Raw genomic sequence first — 17101 nt, 5'->3', positions numbered from 1 at the left:
CTTAATAAATCAGCTTTATACGTTGCGCTTTCGCGTACTCAACAAACGCCTCGTCAGGACGGCTGTCGCTGATGATGGTATCAAAGCATTTTACTTCACCCATCCTCGCAGGGCGCACCTTACCAAATTTGCTGTGATCGACCACCAGCACGTGATGCTGCGCCATCGACATCGCCCAGTGTTTCACCGGCAGCTCTTCCAGGTTAAAACAGGTCGCGCCTTTCTCAATATGAACGCCTGCCGCGGAATAAAAGGCGATATCCGGACACAGATTGTTCAGCGTTTCCTGGAAATCGAGCGGTTTGAAAATCGCGTTGCTGGCATGGAATTCGCCACCACACAGAATAACGCGGCACTGCGGTTTTTCCTGCAACACCAGAAACGTATTTAACGAGTAGCAGATTGCGGTGAAAGGCACTTCATTGTCGATGGCTTCAATGATCCACGGCGTGGTGGTGCCACAGTCGAAAAAGATGGTCTGGTGCGCCTGAACGAGGCTTGCCGCCTGTAGGGCGGCGCGGCGTTTTTCATCAACCAGCCGGGATTTTTGATCGCTGATTAAATAGTGATTTGCGCTGCGGGGTTCCAGAACAATATAGCCCCCGAGCAGGACGACGGGAGCATCGTTATTATTCAGGTCGCGACGAATGGTCATCTCGGATACACCCAGCAGCGTCGCGGCTTCTTTGAGGTGTAATTTATCGCTGCGTTTCAGCGCCTGCAGTAATTGACCAATACGCTCATCGCGTCGAGTTTCCATAGTTCCCCTGGAGAGTAGAATAAGTGCTCTGTGCCGCGCTTAATATTACTCTTTTTACCGTGGGTTAGTCACGCACCCAGCCTTTACGGATGGGCAGAGCGAAGCAGGCGCGATAGCAATTTTGCAAGCCGAGATACAGGGGTGCGCCAAAGCGCTGCCAGATCATCTGGGCACTCAGACAGCCAATCAGTCCGGCGAGTAATCCTCCCAGCATATCCAGCGGCCAGTGTACGCCAAGGTAGACCCGCGACCAGGCAATTGCTACGGCAACGCCCATCAGCAGAGCGCCCGTCCAAAGGCGATGCCAGAACAGGAAAGCGAGGGCAAAGGTAAAGATAACCGTACCGTGATCGCTCGGGAAAGAGTCATCCGCTGCATGATGCAGGAAGTTGTAACCGATGTGGTTAACAAACGGACGATCGTGGGGGAACAGATGTCCCATCAGCCATGAAATCGTCAGCCCGACGATGAGCGCAATCGCCATTTTGATGACCAACTGACGCTGGAGCATAACCTGGTCGCGCGGTCCCCAAAGCCAAAGTACAACGGCTAACAATGGCACGATGTTAATCAGGTCTTTGGCAATAAAAATCGCCAGCGATATCATCCATTGCGCAGAGTCCGGCGTGGCATTGATGAGATAAAAAAGTGAGTTGTTCAGATTTTCCAGCATAACGTCCAGACTCAGTGTAATCGTTTAAAGGCCCATAGGGGGGAGAGCATAAAATTGCTTTCACGGAATAAAAAGCGGTCTTGTCTTATTTGTCTGCTAAATGACTATTTTTAAGACAGTTAATGAGACTTATTGAGCATGATAGCGGCCTCAACTTAAATTAACCTTAAAGCAAAATGTTCTTGAGCAAATGAGTGTAAAAATGTGCGCATTTTGCTTTCAAATCACATAATTCACTATCACCAGTACGGCGCATTTATTACACTTTGCGCGATTTTTCTATAGTTAAGAGATTGCATGCAGAACCGTTTATCTTCAGGCGCCCGTTTGGGGCGTCAGGCATTACTTTTCCCTCTCTGTCTGGTGCTTTACGAATTCTCTACTTATATCGGCAACGATATGATCCAGCCCGGAATGTTGGCGGTGGTGGAGCAATATAACGCCGGATTAGATTGGGTACCCACATCGATGACCGCCTATCTGGCTGGCGGCATGTTTTTGCAGTGGTTGTTAGGACCGCTGTCGGATCGTATTGGACGTCGCCCGGTGATGTTAACCGGTGTGCTGTGGTTCATTGTGACCTGCCTTGCGACCCTGCTTGCGCAGAATATTGAGCAGTTTACCTTCCTGCGTTTTTTACAAGGGATAAGCCTGTGCTTTATTGGCGCGGTGGGTTACGCCGCAATTCAGGAATCTTTTGAAGAAGCGGTGTGCATAAAAATAACCGCGTTGATGGCAAACGTAGCGCTGATTGCGCCACTTCTGGGTCCGTTGGTCGGCGCAGCCTGGGTACATATTCTGCCGTGGGAAGGGATGTTTATCCTGTTTGCCGCTCTTGCCGCCATCTCCTTTTTTGGTCTGCAACGGGCGATGCCGGAAACGGCAACCCGACTTGGCGAAAAGTTATCCATTAAAGAGCTGGGCAAAGATTATAAGTTGGTGCTGAGGAATGTGCGCTTCGTGGCTGGTGCGTTGGCATTGGGGTTTGTCAGCCTGCCGTTACTGGCGTGGATTGCGCAGTCGCCGATTATCATCATTAGCGGTGAACATCTCAGCAGCTACGAATATGGCCTGTTGCAGGTGCCGATTTTTGGCGCGCTGATTGCCGGTAACCTGGTTCTGGCGCGCCTGACTTCGCGCAAAACCGTACGTTCGCTGATTATCATGGGCGGCTGGCCAATCGCCGTCGGGCTGGTGATTGCCGCAGCGGCTACGGTGGTATCATCCCATGCATATCTATGGATGACGGCAGGTTTGAGCATCTATGCGTTTGGCATTGGCGTGGCGAATGCGGGACTGGTACGTCTGACGCTGTTCGCCAGTGAAATGAGTAAAGGTACGGTTTCCGCCGCCATGGGGATGTTGCAGATGCTGATTTTTACCGTTGGTATCGAGTTGAGTAAACACGCTTATCTGCTGGGAGGGAACGGTTTGTTCAGCCTGTTCAATCTGGCAAGCGGCGTACTGTGGCTGATTCTGATGGTTATCTTCCTGAAAGATAAACGGGTAGGGGATTCACGGGAAGGTTAAAGCCCGGTTGCCCGGGCCTGGCGACAACTTAGTGGTGATCGTCAATCTGATGTTCGATAACCATCCCTTCACCGACGCTTGCAACATGTCGCGCATAAGGATGTGCGCGATAAACAGGAGCCGGGGCAGGTGCCGGAGCAACATACACCGTTTGCGGCGCGGAAGTCACACTGACCGCCTGCGGAACGCTGACGGAAGAGGGTACAACCACCACCTTGTAACCGCTGGGAACGTCAACAGTAACGCTTTGCGCAAATGCTGTTCCCGCAAAACCCAGCAACAATGTCGCCATCAGTATACTTTTCTTCATAATCCGCTCGCCTGAAATATTCACCGGAAGTAATAATCCAGTGGGTTAATTTGAGGCGGATTATGAATAGATCATGCCATTATTTTGTTGCCGTCTGTGCTGAGGCATTAATGCGTAAACGGTGCTTCATTCTTTAACACGCGGTCGATAATATCCAGCACAGCCTCTTCGTTGTTCGACCCCGCGCGATATTTAGCCGCCTGGATAACCGGCTCATGGGCGTTGGCCATTGCAAAACTAAATCCTGCCTGACGCAGCATCTCAATATCATTTCCGCCATCGCCAAACACAACAACCTCATCGTCGTTAATATTCCAGCGGTGTTGCAGCAGGCGCAGACCATTTGCCTTATGCACGCCGGGAATAATTAAATCGATACTGCCGTAGCCGGTATGCACCGGCACCATAATGTCGCCAATGGCTTCATGCAGATCAGCCTGCACCTGCGGGATACGGTCGTCGGAAATATTCAACCCGAACTTGAAGAAAACGTCGTTAAGATCGTCAAAATTATCTACAAATTCAAGACGATGATAATACATGGCGGAAACAGTTTTATGCTCGTCGCTGTACTGCTTCAGCGTATAGGCGCTGCTTTTACCACAGGCGATAATGTCGATGTCCGTGCGGGTCAGCAGATGCTGCACGATGGCATGAAAATCGTCTTTCGCCAGCTCGCCGTTAAAAACATCTTCGCCTTCACTGACCACCCAACCGCCGTTTTCGGCAACAAAAGAGATTTCACTGGCCAGTTCAGGGAAAAAGGAGATGAGCTGGTAATACTGGTTGCCGCTGGCGACCACGAAGCGGATCCCTTGTTCTTTCATCTGACGATATTGCGCCATAAAGCGCTCACGGTTATAGGTTTTTTGGTCGCTTAAAAATGTGCCGTCCATGTCGACCGCAATTAATTTGATACTCATTAGCTGTTCTCCATCACAGTGGTATTTTTGAGATCTGGTTTCGCCACCGCTTTTGCGACGATGGCGGCGACAAGCACCAGCGCCAGCACCACCAGCATAGCGCTGCGCAGGCCGTAGTGTTCACCCAGGTAGCCCAGCAGTGGCGGTCCTACCAGGAACGCCAGATAGCCGGTCGTTGCGACAACGCTGACGCGGGTTGGCGCATCGGGGCCGGTGTCGCTGGCAGCCGAAATGGTCAACGGGAAGCCCAGTGATGCGCCGAGTCCCCACAGAATAACGGAAACACCTGCCACCCAGGAGCTGTCGACAAAAATAATCAGGCTAATTCCGAGTGCGCCCATCAGCGCACTGGCACGCACCACCGCGACGCGGCTATAGCGGTCGATGAACCAGCCGCCGGTAAATCGTCCAACGGTCATACCCAACGTAAAGCCGGCATAAATCAGCGAGCCTGATGTCGGGCTAAATCCATGTCCGTCCACCATTAGCAGCGGAAGCCAGTCGTTGGCGGAACCCTCAGCAAATGCCATCGCCAGCACCACGACGCCAATCAGCAATAGCTGGATATCGCGATAAAAAGGCAACCCTTTTTCGCCGGAGTGAGTTCCGTCAGCGGCATTTTTACCCGTGCCGTCAGGAATCGCTTTGATAGCGATGAAGATAGGGGGGATTGCAACCATCGCCGCCAGCAGAATATGCGCGGTCGCTGGGACGCTGAAGGCGGTAAGCATCATTCCGACCCCTGCACCTGCCAGCGTTCCCAGGCTGTAAAAACCGTGCATCATCGGCAGCACGGTTTTATTCATTTCGCGCTCAACTGCCGCACCTTCGACGTTGATGGCGACTTCTGCCGCGCCAAAACTGGCACCAAATACGCCCAGGCCAAACGCGAAAAGCCAGGCGGAATGCAGCCAGAGCGCCCCGCTGAGGATTGCCATTCCGAGAACTGCGCAAGACATGGTGGTGCGGATCACTTTACGCGTGCCAAATCGTTTCACCAGCCAGGCCGAACAAAGAATGCCACTCATCGAACCGATAGAGAGTCCAAATAGCACCGCGCCCATTTCAGCGGTGGAGATGGAGAGAATATCTCTGATGGCAGGGGTACGCGTTGCCCAGGAGGCCATTAATAATCCTGGTAAAAAGAAGAACGTGAACAGCGCCCAGGTACGACGTCTTAAGGCTTTGCGTGATGAGATGCCAGTCATGAATTCGAGCCAAAGAAAAGAGGAAAGAAGACAACATTAGCAAGGTTGTGTACATTTGTACACAAATGCAAGAAGAGGTAATGCAGTGCGACGTGCGAACGATCCGCAGCGGCGGGAAAAAATAGTTCAGGCAACTCTGGATGCGGTAATAGCCCATGGTATTCATGCGGTTACACATCGCAAGATTGCGACAATTGCTCAGGTGCCCCTAGGGTCTATGACCTATTACTTTTCGGGTATCGATGAGCTTTTGATGGAGGCGTTTGGCCGTTTTACTGACAGGATGCTGCTGCAGTATCAGGCCTTTTTTGCCGACGTTAAGGATGCGTCGCAGGCTTGCCAGGCTATTACCGATATGATTTACAGCTCTCAGGTCACCACGCCTGACAACATGGAGCTCATGTATCAGTTATATGCCTTCGCCAGCCGTAAACCGGCGCTAAAAACGGTGATGCAAAACTGGATGCTACGCAGCCAACAAACGCTGGAGCAGTGGTTTGACCCGGTGACGGCGCGGGCGCTGGATGCGTTTATTGAAGGGATGACGCTGCATTTTGTCACGGACAAAAAACCGCTGCAGCGAGAAGATATTTTGCTGATGGTGGAGCGTATAGCGGGCTTGTCCGCGACAGTCAGCTCTGGGTAGCGCCCCCGGTAATATTCACCACCGTGGCGGTGATTGCTGCTGCATGGTCTGAAGCCAGAAAGGTCATTACCTCAGCAATTTGAGCAAGCGTAGGCAGGCGCCCGAGCATGGTGCTTTGCGCCGCGCCCGCTAACAATTGATCGACGGTTATACCCATTGATTGCGCTTTTGCGGAGAAAATCTCTCCGGTATACGAGCCGGCCGCTACCGCGTCCACAATCGCATGTGATCGCACGCCGACGACCCGAACATTTGCCGGCCCCAGTTCGCTGGCGAGCGCTTTAATAAATGCCTCTGTTCCCGCACAGCCGACGATGTGACCCAGATGTCCAGGCATCGCCATCGGGGCCGCGGGCGCGACAACGGTGAGAATGACACCCGCTCGATCGCCGCCCATGTGCGGCGTTACAGATTTTGCGATATTGAACTGCGCCGAGAGGAAAGGGGTGATACCGCCCATATACTCAGGGAGGGATAATGCCTCAATGCGCTTACCCTGCTCATGCATAAAGCCGGTCGCGTTAACTACCACATCTATTCCACCGGTTTGCTGCGCAAGTTGAGTAATTTGTTTTGATGCGTCGTGTTCGTCGAGTACATCGGTGATAAAGGTATCGACGGTACCGCCTGCTGTTCGAAGGCGACTGGCCGTCCAATCCAGCTTTTCCTGACTGCGCGCGCCCAGGTACACATGGGCACCTTCGCGCGCCATGGCCTGCGCAACCGCACTACCAATAGCCCCGCTGCCACCGAAGATCACCGCGACTTTGCCTGCGAGCAACATAGCTTACTCCCGTCACCATTAAGCACCGAGTAAAAGTATGTGCCATAACCGGCGTGCTGCAAATATAGGGCGACATTTCCTGGGAGGAAGGAGGGAGGCAAAATACAGGCAACAAAAAACCCATCAACCTTGAACCAAAACGGCGGGGTTGATGGGCTCCACAAATTGGGGACATCAAAGAAAAGCAGTGGCAATAGTTATGACTGACGCCTTGAAGAAAAGTTCTGCTTACCTGCAAAAAATTTTCGTTAAAGGGTAAATCTCAGCGCTAACCAAGGCCAGGCCAGACAATGACGATGAGTGTCCCCGCTAATGTCAGCAGAACGTTGGCAATCGCGTAGGTCCCGGCATAGCCTAATGCGGGGATGTTACTGCGAGCCGTGTCGCTGATGATTTCCATTGCCGGAGCGCAGGTACGCGCGCCCATCATGGCGCCAAACAGCAGGGCGCGGTTCATACGTAATACGTAAGCACCGAACAAGAAACAGATGACAACCGGCACCAGGCTGACCACCAGACCGGCAATCAGCATTTGACCACCGACAACGCCAAGGCCATTGCCAATGCCGCTGCCCGCGCTTAAACCGACGCCTGCCATAAATACCATCAGGCCAAACTCTTTGACCATGTTCAACGCCCCCTGCGGGATATAGCCAAACGTTGGGTGGTTGGCACGCAGGAAGCCCAGCATGATCCCGGCGAACAGCAGTCCAGCCGCATTCCCGATGCCGAAGCTGAAATTACTGAACTGGAAGGTGATCATCCCGATCATCAGACCGATGATAAAGAAGGCGCAGAAGGCCAGGAGATCGGTCACCTGACTGTGAATGGAAATGAAGCCGATACGGTCGGCAATGGTTTTCACGCGGCGGGCATCCCCACTGACCTGTAGCACATCACCTTTATTAAGCACGACGTTGTCATCGATAGGCATTTCAATCTGGCTACGGATCACGCGGTTGAGGAAACAGCCGTGGTCGGTCAATTTCAACTGGGCCAGGCGACGGCCAACGGCATTGTGGTTTTTCACCACAATTTCTTCAGTGACGATGCGCATATCGAGCAGATCGCGATCGAACACCTCTTTCCCATTACGGAAGCTGGGGTCGAGGCGGGCATGTGCGTCCGGATAACCCACCAGGGCTATTTCATCGCCCATTTGCAGTACCGCGTCGCCATCCGGGTTGGCCAGGATGCCGTTGCGACGGATGCGTTCAATATAACAACCGGTCTGGCGATAGATACCCAGTTCGCGCAGATTTTTGCCATCGGCCCATGCCACCAGCTCCGGACCAACGCGATAGGCGCGGATCACCGGCAGATACACTTTGCGGTTGGCGTCTGTGTCCAGACCCCGTTCACGTGCGATTTGTTGGGCGCTGGTTTGCAGGTCCTGATGCTGAAGTTTTGGCAAGTAACGCGCACCAACAATCAGACTGACCAGACCAATCAAATAGGTGAGGGCGTAGCCGAGGCTCAGGTTATCAAGGGCGGTTGAAAGCGATGTTCCCGACATTCCCGAATGGCGCAAGGTGTCACCTGCGCCGACCAGCACCGGCGTGGAGGTCATCGAGCCAGCCAGCATACCCGCCGTCAGGCCGATGTCCCAGCCAAATAGCTTACCCAGCCCCAGGGCGATCAGCATTGCGCTACCGACCATCACCAGAGCAAGCATTAGATAATTTTTCCCATCGCGAAAAAAAATCGAAAAAAAGTTGGGGCCGGCTTCGACGCCGACACAAAAAATAAACAGCATAAAGCCGAGATTTAATGCGTCAGTGTTAATACTAAAGTGCTGCTGACCTAATAATAGGGACACCACTAAAACGCCAATGGAATTACCGAGTTGGACTGAACCCAGGCGTAATTTACCCAGACACAGGCCCAGTGCCAGGACCACAAATAATAACAGGATGTAATTCCCATTTAACAAATCTGCGACGTTTATATTCACGGAGACTAACTTCTTGTTTACTAGTAAGCTATTGAAAGAAATGGCAATTTACGCTAATGTTTTTGCCAGAAATTAAGGGGGCGACAGCTTCGTACACAGCCCCGAATAATGCAGCGTAACAATATATGCGGCTAGTTTAATCTCATTACGTATCAACGGCTATAAGAATCGTGTGAGTGTGTTTTTGGCATGGAATGCCAGGTTACTTTATCTGACTGGACGCCTGCGGGCGAAAAGAGTGTTCGATAGAGAATGTGTCAGGAGGAACGATTGAAACATAAGCAAAGTTGGGCGGGTGCGGTCTGCTGCTTTGTGCTCTTTATTGTGGTGTGTCTTTCATTAACGCTGAACGTGAAAGGGGCATTCAGGGCGGCAGGGCATCCTGAGGTCGGATTGTTGTTTTTTATCCTGCCTGGTGCTGCAGCAAGTTTTTTCTCCCATCGTCGGGAGGTGCTCAAACCCCTTCTTGGTGCCATGTTGGCGGCGCCGTGCTGTCTGTTACTGATGCGGTTCGTTTTTATGCCGACGCGTTCATTGTGGCAAGAGCTGGCGTGGTTGTTTAGTGCGGTGTTTTGGTGCGCGCTTGGCGCATTATGTTTTTTGTTTATCAGTAGCCTGTTCAATCAGCATCAACGACGGAAAAAGAACTGATGACGCCCTCCAGCGGAGGGCGTAGAAACAGCTATCAGGCGAACAGATTCATGTTCTCTTTTGCCCACGCTTCAAAATCCGTGCAGCCGCCGATGTGTTTTTGATCAACAAAAATCTGCGGAACGGTTTCGACTGGCTTACCTACCGTCTTTTCCAGATCGGCTTTCGTAATACCTTCGGCATGGATATCAATGTAGCGGAAGTTAAAATCGTCATGCTCATTGCTTAATTTTTCTGCTAATTCTTTTGCGCGCACGCAATACGGGCACCCTGGACGACCAAAAATAACGGCAAACATCTCTCTCTCCTCGAACTTATCAGGCCGGATGGCAATACTGTTTATGATGCCGCGATTTGTGACGGATGAAAAGCAGGTTCAGCCTGTTGCTTTGATATCCTCAAGCTATAACTGTTAAACACGACAAGCCGGAACGTTTTATAATGAAAGCCATTTTGCCGGGAGGCCGCTTATGCGCACAATTGGTACATTACCCAAAAGCGTATTGATGCTGGAAATCATAGGGATGGTTTTGTTATCGCTGGCGTTGCTATCGCTTAACGATTACCTCTCTTTACCCGCGCCGCTTAGCAGTCCGTTAGCCTGCGTGGTGATGATATTTCTGGGTGTGCTGCTGATGCTCCCCGCTGCGGTGGTATTAACGTGGCGTATTGCTCAACGGCTTGCGCCGCAGCTGATGTCACGAGCCCCCGGCGATTCTTCCCGTTCAGACAGAGAAAAAAGAGATGACGCCAACCATTGATCTACTTCGTAGCCATCGTTCCATTCGCCATTTCACCGATGATACCATTTCGGATGCGCAGCGAGAGGCGATAATTGCCGCCGCTCAGGGTACATCAAGTTCCAGTTTTTTACAGTGCTCGACGATTGTTCGCATAACGGATAAAGCCCTGCGTGAATCACTGGCTACTTTATCCGGTGGACAAAAACATGTGGCGCAGGCCGCTGAATTCTGGGTATTTTGCGCTGATTTTAATCGCCATTTGCAGATTTGCCCTGACGCGCAACTCGGGTTGGCGGAACAACTGCTGCTGGGCGTGGTTGATACCGCGATGATGGCGCAAAACGCGCTAACAGCTGCAGAGTCTTTGGGGCTTGGCGGCGTGTTTATTGGCGGCCTGCGTAACAACATTGAGCCAGTCACCGAACTGCTGAAGCTTCCGCAACACGTTCTGCCGCTGTTTGGGCTGTGTCTCGGCTGGCCTGCCGATAACCCGGATATCAAGCCGCGTCTGCCCGCATCGCTTGTGGTGCACGAAAACCAGTATCAGCCGCTCAATAAAGAGGCTTTGTCGCAATATGATGAGCAGCTCGCGCAGTACTATCTGACCCGAGGCAGTAATACGCGCCGTGACACCTGGAGCGACCATATTCGCCGTACCATCATTAAAGAAAGTCGCCCCTTTATCCTGGAATATTTGCATAAACAGGGATGGGCCACGCGCTAAAGATTTTAACCCAGTGTATGATACGCCAGCTTTTACCAGGTCATTCAGAGAGGTGCAGGGTGAAAATTGCCATTTTATCCCGGGACGGAACGCTCTATTCTTGTAAACGCCTGCGTGAAGCGGCGATGCATCGCGGTCACCTGGTAGAAATTATCGATCCCCTTTCTTGCTATATGAACATTAGCCCGGCGGCGTCCTCTATTCATTACAAGGGCCGGCAGCTTCCCCATTTCGACGCGGTGATCCCAAGGATTGGTTCAGCGATTACCTTTTACGGTACGGCGGCGTTGCGCCAGTTTGAGATGCTGGGTAGCTATCCGCTGAATGAATCAGTAGCGATTACACGGGCGCGCGACAAGCTGCGTTCGCTGCAGTTGCTGGCGCGTCAGGGCATCGATTTACCCATCACCGGGATCGCCCACTCTCCGGACGATACCAGCGATATGATTGATATGGTTGGCGGCGCGCCGCTGGTGGTGAAGCTGGTTGAAGGCACGCAGGGGATTGGCGTGGTACTGGCGGAAACGCGCCAGGCCGCAGAAAGCGTGGTGGATGCCTTTCGTGGGTTGAATGCCCATATTCTGGTTCAGGAATATATCAAAGAAGCGAAAGGGCGAGATATTCGCTGTTTCGTGGTAGGTGACGAGGTGGTGGCGGCCATTGAGCGCCGGGCGAAAGAGGGCGATTTTCGTTCTAATCTCCATCGCGGCGGGGTTGCCACGATTGCGAACATTACGCCGCGCGAAAGAGAAATTGCGCTCAAAGCCGCTCAGACAATGGGCCTGGACGTTGCAGGCGTTGATATTCTGCGCGCTGAACGTGGGCCGCTGGTTATGGAAGTCAACGCGTCTCCCGGACTTGAAGGGGTGGAGAAAACCACCGGAATAGATATTGCAGGCAAGATGATCCAGTGGATCGAGCGTCACGCTACGCCTGAATTTTGCCTTAAAATCGGCGGCTAAGCACAATATCGATTTCGATCGTGGTATGACACGATCTTTTTGCGTAAGCTGTGCCGGTATTTTTTTCATCAATAGAGGTCGCACATTATTATGACATCACTGGTCGTTCCCACTCTGGATACGTTGCGTCAATGGCTCGACGACCTGGGCATGAGTTTTTTTGAATGCGATACCTGTCAGGCGCTGCATTTGCCGCATATGCAGAATTTTGACGGCATCTTTGATGCAAAAGTTGATTTGGTCGATAACGTCATTCTGTTTTCCGCGATGGCGGAAGTCAGACCTTCTGCACTGCTGCCACTGGCCGCCGACCTGTCTGCGATTAATGCCAGTTCACTGACGGTGAAAGCCTTTCTGGATATGCAGGATGATAATCTGCCAAAGCTGGTGGTTTGCCAGTCTTTATCCGTTACGCCAGGCGTGACGTTTGAGCAGTTTGAATATTTTGTTCGCCAGAGTGAAGAGCAAATATCGATGGTGATCCTCGAAGCCGGTGCGCATCAGCTGTTATTTAACGCTGAAGAAGATGCGCAAAACAGCAGCGCTGAAGTTCATTTCCTCCATTAATTCTTCCTGAATCTGGACATATATTGCGCAGCCGCTGCCAGAGCGGTTGCGTATTGCCCGTTTTTATTCTGCGTTTAACCTTTCATTAAAGAATTATTCACCTCGATTCAGCGCATTCCGCTTTATGTCATAGACAATTCTTGCATAAAAAATTGATAAAAGACGTTTTTTAATCTGGGCTATATCCACAATTCCTGGCTAAAGTTATTCTTGCGAAGCTTACCAACGCCATCATTTAAACAGCCCCTTGTGACCTGAGCTGCGGCCACAATGTATGTTGAATGCATAGGCGGATGCCAGCGAGCAATAGCGGCGTGAGGAGAGGCCTCTCTTTTCATTGGTGCCGCATGAAAGAATATGCACGTTTCTTGCATATGATTAGAGTGTGACATTTTTGTTCGTTTGTTAACGAACTTTCAGAAGGAAAGAGATTATGACCGCCTTAAATAAAAAATGGTTATCAGGCCTGGTTGCGGGCACTCTGATGGCTATCTCTGCCGGTACGCTCGCTGCTGAACAAAAAACGCTGCATATTTATAACTGGTCTGATTATATTGCCCCGGATACGGTGGCTAATTTTGAAAAAGAGACCGGAATTAAGGTTATCTATGACGTATTTGATTCCAATGAAGTGCTGGAAGGTAAGCTCATGGCTGGCAGTACCGGCTTTGACCTTGTTGTTCCATCCGCCAGTTTCCTTGAGCGTCAACTGACTGCAGGCGTCTTTCAGCCGCTGGATAAGAGCAAATTGCCGGGCTGGAAAAACCTCGATCCTGAACTGCTAAAGCTGGTGGGTAAACACGATCCGGACAACAAGTTTGCGATGCCGTACATGTGGGCCACGACCGGCATTGGCTATAACGTGGATAAAGTCAAAGCGGTGCTGGGGCCGGATGCGCCGGTTGATAGCTGGGATTTGATCCTCAAGCCAGAAAATCTGGAAAAACTCAAAAGCTGCGGCGTCTCTTTCCTTGATGCTCCCGAAGAGGTGTTCGCCACGGTGCTGAACTATTTGGGTAAAGACCCAAACAGTACCAAAGCGGATGATTACACCGGGCCGGCAACGGATCTGCTGCTAAAACTGCGTCCGAATATTCGCTATTTCCACTCCTCGCAGTACATCAACGACCTGGCAAACGGTGATACCTGCGTCGCGATCGGCTGGGCCGGGGACGTATGGCAGGCAGCAAACCGTGCGAAAGAAGCGAAAAATGGCGTCAATATCTCATTCTCCATTCCTAAAGAAGGTGCAATGGCGTTCTTTGACGTGTTCGCGATGCCAGCCGATGCGAAAAACAAAGATGAAGCCTATCAGTTCCTTAACTACCTGCTGCGCCCTGATGTGATTGCGCATATTTCCGACCACGTGTTCTATGCCAATGCCAACAAAGAAGCGACAGCACTGGTCAGCCAGGAAGTTCGTGACAACCCGGGCATTTACCCGCCTGCGGATGTTCGCGCCAAGCTGTTCACGCTGAAAGTTCAGGATCCGAAGATCGATCGTGTCCGTACTCGCGCCTGGACGAAGGTAAAAAGCGGAAAATAACCTGATGTATGGGACGTGACCCGGCAGGATTTACGCCTGCCGGGCAGTATCGATCCCGGACACACAAAACCCGGCAATACGCACCACCGTGGTGCGTTATTTGCACCGTTTCTTTGTTTTATGCCGGAGAGCACCTGAGTGAATGATGCAACCCCACGCCCACAAGCGAAAATCCGCAAGGCGCTGACCCCGCTGCTTGAAATTCGCAATCTGACCAAGTCATTTGACGGTCAGCACGCCGTTGATGACGTCAATCTTACTATCTACAAAGGTGAAATATTTGCTCTGCTCGGCGCGTCCGGCTGTGGCAAATCGACCCTGCTGCGGATGCTGGCGGGATTTGAACAGCCGACAACCGGGCAAATTATGCTTGATGGCGTCGATTTAGCGCACGTTCCGCCTTATCTACGTCCGATTAATATGATGTTTCAATCCTATGCCTTGTTTCCGCATATGACGGTAGAGCAAAACATTGCCTTTGGCCTCAAGCAGGACAAACTGCCGAAGGCTGAAATCGCCAGCCGGGTGAATGAGATGCTGGGCCTGGTGCATATGCAGGAGTTTGCCAAACGTAAACCGCATCAGCTTTCTGGCGGTCAACGCCAGCGTGTGGCGTTGGCGCGTAGCCTGGCGAAAAGGCCGAAGCTGCTGCTGTTGGATGAACCGATGGGAGCGCTGGATAAAAAGCTCCGTGACCGCATGCAACTGGAAGTGGTGGATATTCTTGAACGCGTCGGCGTGACCTGCGTGATGGTGACGCACGATCAGGAAGAAGCCATGACGATGGCGGGGCGCATTGCGATCATGAACCGTGGCAAATTTGTCCAGATCGGCGAACCGGAAGAGATCTACGAGCATCCGACCACGCGTTACAGCGCAGAGTTTATCGGTTCGGTTAACGTCTTTGAGGGGCTGCTGAAAGAACGGCAGGAAGATGGTCTGGTTATTGAGTCTCCAGGTCTGGTGCATCCACTGAAAGTTGACGCCGATGCTTCTGTTGTCGATAACGTCCCGGTGTATGTTGCGCTGCGCCCGGAAAAAATTATGCTCTGCGAAGCTCCTCCGCCAGAGGGATATAACTTCGCGGTAGGCGAAGTGGTGCACATTGCCTACCTGGGTGATTTGTCGGTGTACCACGTACGTTTGAAAAGTGGCCAAATGCTGAGCGCTCAGCTACAAAATGAACATCGTTATCGCAAAGGATTACCAACCTGGGGTGACGAAGTCCGTTTATGTTGGGATGCGGACAGTTGTGTGGTGTTGACGGTTTAAGGAGCGAAGATGAGTACACTTGAACCTCCGGCACGCGTAGATAAAGCGGGGCGATTCACGCTGTTTATGTCGCGGCTGCAAATGAAGCACGGGCGCAAGCTGGTGATCGCGCTGCCGTATGTGTGGCTATTGCTCCTGTTCCTGCTGCCGTTTCTGATCGTCTTCAAAATCAGTTTGGCTGAAATGGCGCGCGCTATTCCACCGTATACCGACCTCGTTTCATGGGCTGATGGTCAGCTCTCCATCACGCTCAACTTAGGAAATTTCCTGCAACTGACGGACGATCCGCTCTATTTTGATGCGTACCTGCAATCGTTGCAGGTGGCGGGAGTTTCGACTGTCTGTTGCCTGCTGCTGGGGTATCCGCTGGCATGGGCGGTCGCGCACAGCAAGCCCTCGACGCGCAATATTCTGTTGCTGCTGGTGATCCTGCCGTCCTGGACGTCGTTTTTGATTCGTGTTTACGCCTGGATGGGGATCCTGAAAAATAACGGCGTGTTGAACAACTTCCTGATGTGGCTGGGTGTTATCGACCAGCCGTTGACGATCCTGCATACCAATCTGGCGGTTTATATCGGTATTGTTTACGCCTATTTGCCCTTTATGGTGCTGCCGATTTATACCGCGCTGACGCGTATTGATTACTCGCTGGTGGAAGCGGCGCTCGATTTAGGCGCCCGACCGTTGAAAACCTTCTTTAGCGTGATCGTGCCGTTGACCAAGGGCGGGATTATCGCAGGGTCAATGCTGGTGTTTATTCCGGCTGTTGGGGAGTTTGTGATCCCGGAACTGCTGGGTGGCCCGGACAGCATTATGATTGGCCGTGTACTTTGGCAGGAGTTTTTCAATAACCGCGACTGGCCGGTGGCTTCTGCCGTCGCCATTATTATGTTGTTGCTACTGATTGTGCCGATCATGTGGTTCCACAAATATCAGCAAAAAAGCGTGGGGGAACACGGATGAATAACTTACCGGTCGTTCGCTCGCCGTGGCGTATTTTTATCCTGGTGCTGGGCTTTACCTTCCTGTACGCGCCGATGCTGATGTTGGTCATCTATTCGTTTAACAGCTCGAAGCTGGTGACGGTATGGGCGGGTTGGTCAACCCGTTGGTATGGTGAGCTTTTCCACGATAGCGCGATGATAAGCGCCGTCGGCATGAGCTTAACGATTGCCGCGGGCGCTGCAACGATGGCGGCAATCCTCGGAACCATAGCCGCCGTGGTCATGGTGCGCTTTGGTCGTTTTCGTGGTTCGAATGGTTTCGCCTTTATGATCACCGCGCCGCTGGTTATGCCCGATGTCATTACCGGTTTGTCGCTGCTGCTGCTGTTTGTGGCACTGGCGCACGCCATCGGCTGGCCTGCGGATCGCGGTATGTTGACCATCTGGCTGGCGCACGTCACCTTCTGCACGGCCTATGTCGCGGTGGTCATCTCTTCACGTTTGCGCGAACTGGATCACTCCATTGAAGAAGCGGCAATGGACCTTGGTGCCACGCCGCTGAAGGTCTTTTTCGTCATCACGCTGCCGATGATTATGCCGGCGGTGATCTCCGGGTGGCTGCTGGCCTTTACGCTGTCGCTCGATGACCTGGTTATTGCCAGCTTTGTCTCTGGTCCTGGCGCCACAACGTTACCGATGCTGGTGTTCTCCAGCGTACGTATGGGGGTTAATCCGGAGATCAACGCGCTGGCGACGCTGATACTTGGCGTGGTAGGAATTATCGGATTTATCGCGTGGTATCTGATGGCGCGAACAGAAAAACAACGGATTCGCGATATCCAACGTGCAAGACGTGGCTGAAAAAACTAAAATCTGCCAACCTGTCTATACGGCGCAGCTGTGG

19 protein-coding genes are annotated in these 17101 nt (G+C 52.2%); 11 read left to right on the top strand and 8 right to left on the bottom strand.

Translation table 11 applies throughout. From position 1 onward, the window contains the following. Window position 1 precedes the first annotated feature (1 nt). Together deoR and ybjG are read right to left on the bottom strand one after the other, a co-directional pair. Window positions 2–760 carry a DNA-binding transcriptional repressor DeoR gene (gene deoR / locus OGV80_RS17810; RefSeq protein WP_087052916.1) on the bottom strand — a complete coding sequence of 253 codons (759 nt, stop codon included), beginning with the start codon at window positions 758–760 and terminating at the stop codon, window positions 2–4. 64 nt (window positions 761–824) lie between these two features. Beyond that, on the bottom strand, window positions 825–1433 hold the full coding sequence (gene ybjG, locus OGV80_RS17805; protein ID WP_087052917.1) for an undecaprenyl-diphosphate phosphatase: 609 nt from the start codon (window positions 1431–1433) through the stop codon (window positions 825–827). Between the two features lie 297 nt (window positions 1434–1730). On the opposite strand from ybjG, the gene OGV80_RS17800 reads away from it, so the two are divergent. Next, window positions 1731–2963 (top strand): MFS transporter, encoded by a 1233-nt coding sequence (locus OGV80_RS17800; protein WP_043015720.1) that lies wholly within the window; start codon window positions 1731–1733, stop codon window positions 2961–2963. A gap of 28 nt (window positions 2964–2991) precedes the next feature. Here the strand turns inward: OGV80_RS17800 and OGV80_RS17795 are convergent, their stop codons facing one another. The 3 genes from OGV80_RS17795 to OGV80_RS17785 form a co-directional block, all read right to left on the bottom strand. After that, complete coding sequence (locus OGV80_RS17795; RefSeq protein ID WP_043015721.1) at window positions 2992–3273, bottom strand: hypothetical protein; 282 nt, start codon at window positions 3271–3273, stop codon at window positions 2992–2994. A gap of 107 nt (window positions 3274–3380) precedes the next feature. After that, a complete protein-coding gene (locus tag OGV80_RS17790) occupies window positions 3381–4196 on the bottom strand; it encodes a Cof-type HAD-IIB family hydrolase (RefSeq protein WP_043015722.1) in 816 nt (271 codons plus the stop codon). Continuing rightward, window positions 4196–5404: an MFS transporter gene (locus OGV80_RS17785; protein WP_075144936.1), complete on the bottom strand. Its 1209-nt coding sequence runs from the start codon at window positions 5402–5404 to the stop codon at window positions 4196–4198. The genes OGV80_RS17790 and OGV80_RS17785 overlap by 1 nt, the downstream gene beginning before the upstream one ends. Window positions 5405–5489: 85 nt before the next feature. On the opposite strand from OGV80_RS17785, the gene OGV80_RS17780 reads away from it, so the two are divergent. Next, window positions 5490–6050, top strand: coding sequence for a TetR/AcrR family transcriptional regulator (locus OGV80_RS17780; RefSeq protein WP_043015724.1), 561 nt, complete (start codon window positions 5490–5492; stop codon window positions 6048–6050). Here the strand turns inward: OGV80_RS17780 and OGV80_RS17775 are convergent. After that, a complete protein-coding gene (locus OGV80_RS17775) occupies window positions 6037–6834 on the bottom strand; it encodes an SDR family NAD(P)-dependent oxidoreductase (RefSeq protein WP_087052918.1) in 798 nt (265 codons plus the stop codon). The two genes, OGV80_RS17780 and OGV80_RS17775, sit on opposite strands and share 14 nt — an antisense overlap. Before the next feature lie 268 nt (window positions 6835–7102). After that, entirely contained in the window at window positions 7103–8788 is a 1686-nt protein-coding gene (locus OGV80_RS17770; protein WP_043015726.1) for an aspartate:alanine antiporter, read from the bottom strand. Window positions 8789–9058: 270 nt separating this feature from the next. Between OGV80_RS17770 and OGV80_RS17765 the strand changes: the two genes are divergently transcribed. Continuing rightward, window positions 9059–9439 carry an inner membrane protein YbjM gene (locus OGV80_RS17765; protein WP_043015727.1) on the top strand — a complete coding sequence of 127 codons (381 nt, stop codon included), beginning with the start codon at window positions 9059–9061 and terminating at the stop codon, window positions 9437–9439. Window positions 9440–9473: 34 nt separating this feature from the next. Here the strand turns inward: OGV80_RS17765 and OGV80_RS17760 are convergent, their stop codons facing one another. Continuing rightward, window positions 9474–9737, bottom strand: a complete 264-nt coding sequence (locus OGV80_RS17760; protein WP_016152408.1) for a GrxA family glutaredoxin — start codon at window positions 9735–9737, stop codon at window positions 9474–9476. Window positions 9738–9909: 172 nt separating this feature from the next. Here OGV80_RS17760 and OGV80_RS17755 point away from each other — a divergent pair, with 172 nt between their 5' ends. The 8 genes from OGV80_RS17755 (at window position 9910) to potI (ending at window position 17058) form a co-directional block, all read left to right on the top strand. Beyond that, a complete protein-coding gene (locus OGV80_RS17755; protein WP_080625477.1) occupies window positions 9910–10200 on the top strand; it encodes a YbjC family protein in 291 nt (96 codons plus the stop codon). Next, window positions 10184–10906, top strand: a complete 723-nt coding sequence (gene nfsA / locus OGV80_RS17750; RefSeq protein WP_087052945.1) for a nitroreductase NfsA — start codon at window positions 10184–10186, stop codon at window positions 10904–10906. The genes OGV80_RS17755 and nfsA overlap by 17 nt, the downstream gene beginning before the upstream one ends. Window positions 10907–10965: 59 nt before the next feature. Beyond that, window positions 10966–11868: a 30S ribosomal protein S6--L-glutamate ligase gene (rimK, locus tag OGV80_RS17745; protein ID WP_043015730.1), complete on the top strand. Its 903-nt coding sequence runs from the start codon at window positions 10966–10968 to the stop codon at window positions 11866–11868. Between the two features lie 90 nt (window positions 11869–11958). Then, window positions 11959–12435 (top strand): type III secretion system chaperone family protein, encoded by a 477-nt coding sequence (locus OGV80_RS17740; RefSeq protein ID WP_047412390.1) that lies wholly within the window; start codon window positions 11959–11961, stop codon window positions 12433–12435. Window positions 12436–12868: 433 nt separating this feature from the next. Continuing rightward, entirely contained in the window at window positions 12869–13981 is a 1113-nt protein-coding gene (potF, locus tag OGV80_RS17735; RefSeq protein ID WP_080625475.1) for a spermidine/putrescine ABC transporter substrate-binding protein PotF, read from the top strand. A gap of 138 nt (window positions 13982–14119) precedes the next feature. After that, window positions 14120–15253, top strand: a complete 1134-nt coding sequence (potG, locus tag OGV80_RS17730; protein ID WP_043015733.1) for a putrescine ABC transporter ATP-binding subunit PotG — start codon at window positions 14120–14122, stop codon at window positions 15251–15253. 9 nt (window positions 15254–15262) lie between these two features. Beyond that, a complete protein-coding gene (gene potH / locus OGV80_RS17725) occupies window positions 15263–16216 on the top strand; it encodes a putrescine ABC transporter permease PotH (protein WP_043015734.1) in 954 nt (317 codons plus the stop codon). Next, a complete protein-coding gene (gene potI, locus OGV80_RS17720) occupies window positions 16213–17058 on the top strand; it encodes a putrescine ABC transporter permease PotI (protein ID WP_003831669.1) in 846 nt (281 codons plus the stop codon). Before potH ends, potI begins: the two co-directional genes overlap by 4 nt. Window positions 17059–17101 lie beyond the last annotated feature (43 nt).

It is taken from the genome of Citrobacter sp. Ce119, from assembly GCF_030334525.1.
Taxonomy (GTDB): Bacteria; Pseudomonadota; Gammaproteobacteria; order Enterobacterales; family Enterobacteriaceae; genus Citrobacter; species Citrobacter europaeus.
This window is presented reverse-complemented; position numbering and strand designations above follow the sequence as displayed.

Bases quoted from the DNA above. Each gene is read 5' to 3' on its own strand.
- potH (WP_043015734.1), top strand. From the start codon at position 15,263: ATGAGTACACTTGAACCTCCGGCACGCGTAGATAAAGCGGGGCGATTC.
- potI (WP_003831669.1), top strand. From the start codon at position 16,213: ATGAATAACTTACCGGTCGTTCGCTCGCCGTGGCGTATTTTTATCCTG.
- OGV80_RS17740 (WP_047412390.1), top strand. From the start codon at position 11,959: ATGACATCACTGGTCGTTCCCACTCTGGATACGTTGCGTCAATGGCTC.
- OGV80_RS17795 (WP_043015721.1), bottom strand. From the start codon at position 3,273: ATGAAGAAAAGTATACTGATGGCGACATTGTTGCTGGGTTTTGCGGGA.
- nfsA (WP_087052945.1), top strand. From the start codon at position 10,184: ATGACGCCAACCATTGATCTACTTCGTAGCCATCGTTCCATTCGCCAT.
- OGV80_RS17785 (WP_075144936.1), bottom strand. From the start codon at position 5,404: ATGACTGGCATCTCATCACGCAAAGCCTTAAGACGTCGTACCTGGGCG.
- OGV80_RS17800 (WP_043015720.1), top strand. From the start codon at position 1,731: ATGCAGAACCGTTTATCTTCAGGCGCCCGTTTGGGGCGTCAGGCATTA.
- OGV80_RS17755 (WP_080625477.1), top strand. From the start codon at position 9,910: ATGCGCACAATTGGTACATTACCCAAAAGCGTATTGATGCTGGAAATC.
- deoR (WP_087052916.1), bottom strand. From the start codon at position 760: ATGGAAACTCGACGCGATGAGCGTATTGGTCAATTACTGCAGGCGCTG.
- OGV80_RS17760 (WP_016152408.1), bottom strand. From the start codon at position 9,737: ATGTTTGCCGTTATTTTTGGTCGTCCAGGGTGCCCGTATTGCGTGCGC.
- ybjG (WP_087052917.1), bottom strand. From the start codon at position 1,433: ATGCTGGAAAATCTGAACAACTCACTTTTTTATCTCATCAATGCCACG.
- potF (WP_080625475.1), top strand. From the start codon at position 12,869: ATGACCGCCTTAAATAAAAAATGGTTATCAGGCCTGGTTGCGGGCACT.
- OGV80_RS17790 (WP_043015722.1), bottom strand. From the start codon at position 4,196: ATGAGTATCAAATTAATTGCGGTCGACATGGACGGCACATTTTTAAGC.
- OGV80_RS17775 (WP_087052918.1), bottom strand. From the start codon at position 6,834: ATGTTGCTCGCAGGCAAAGTCGCGGTGATCTTCGGTGGCAGCGGGGCT.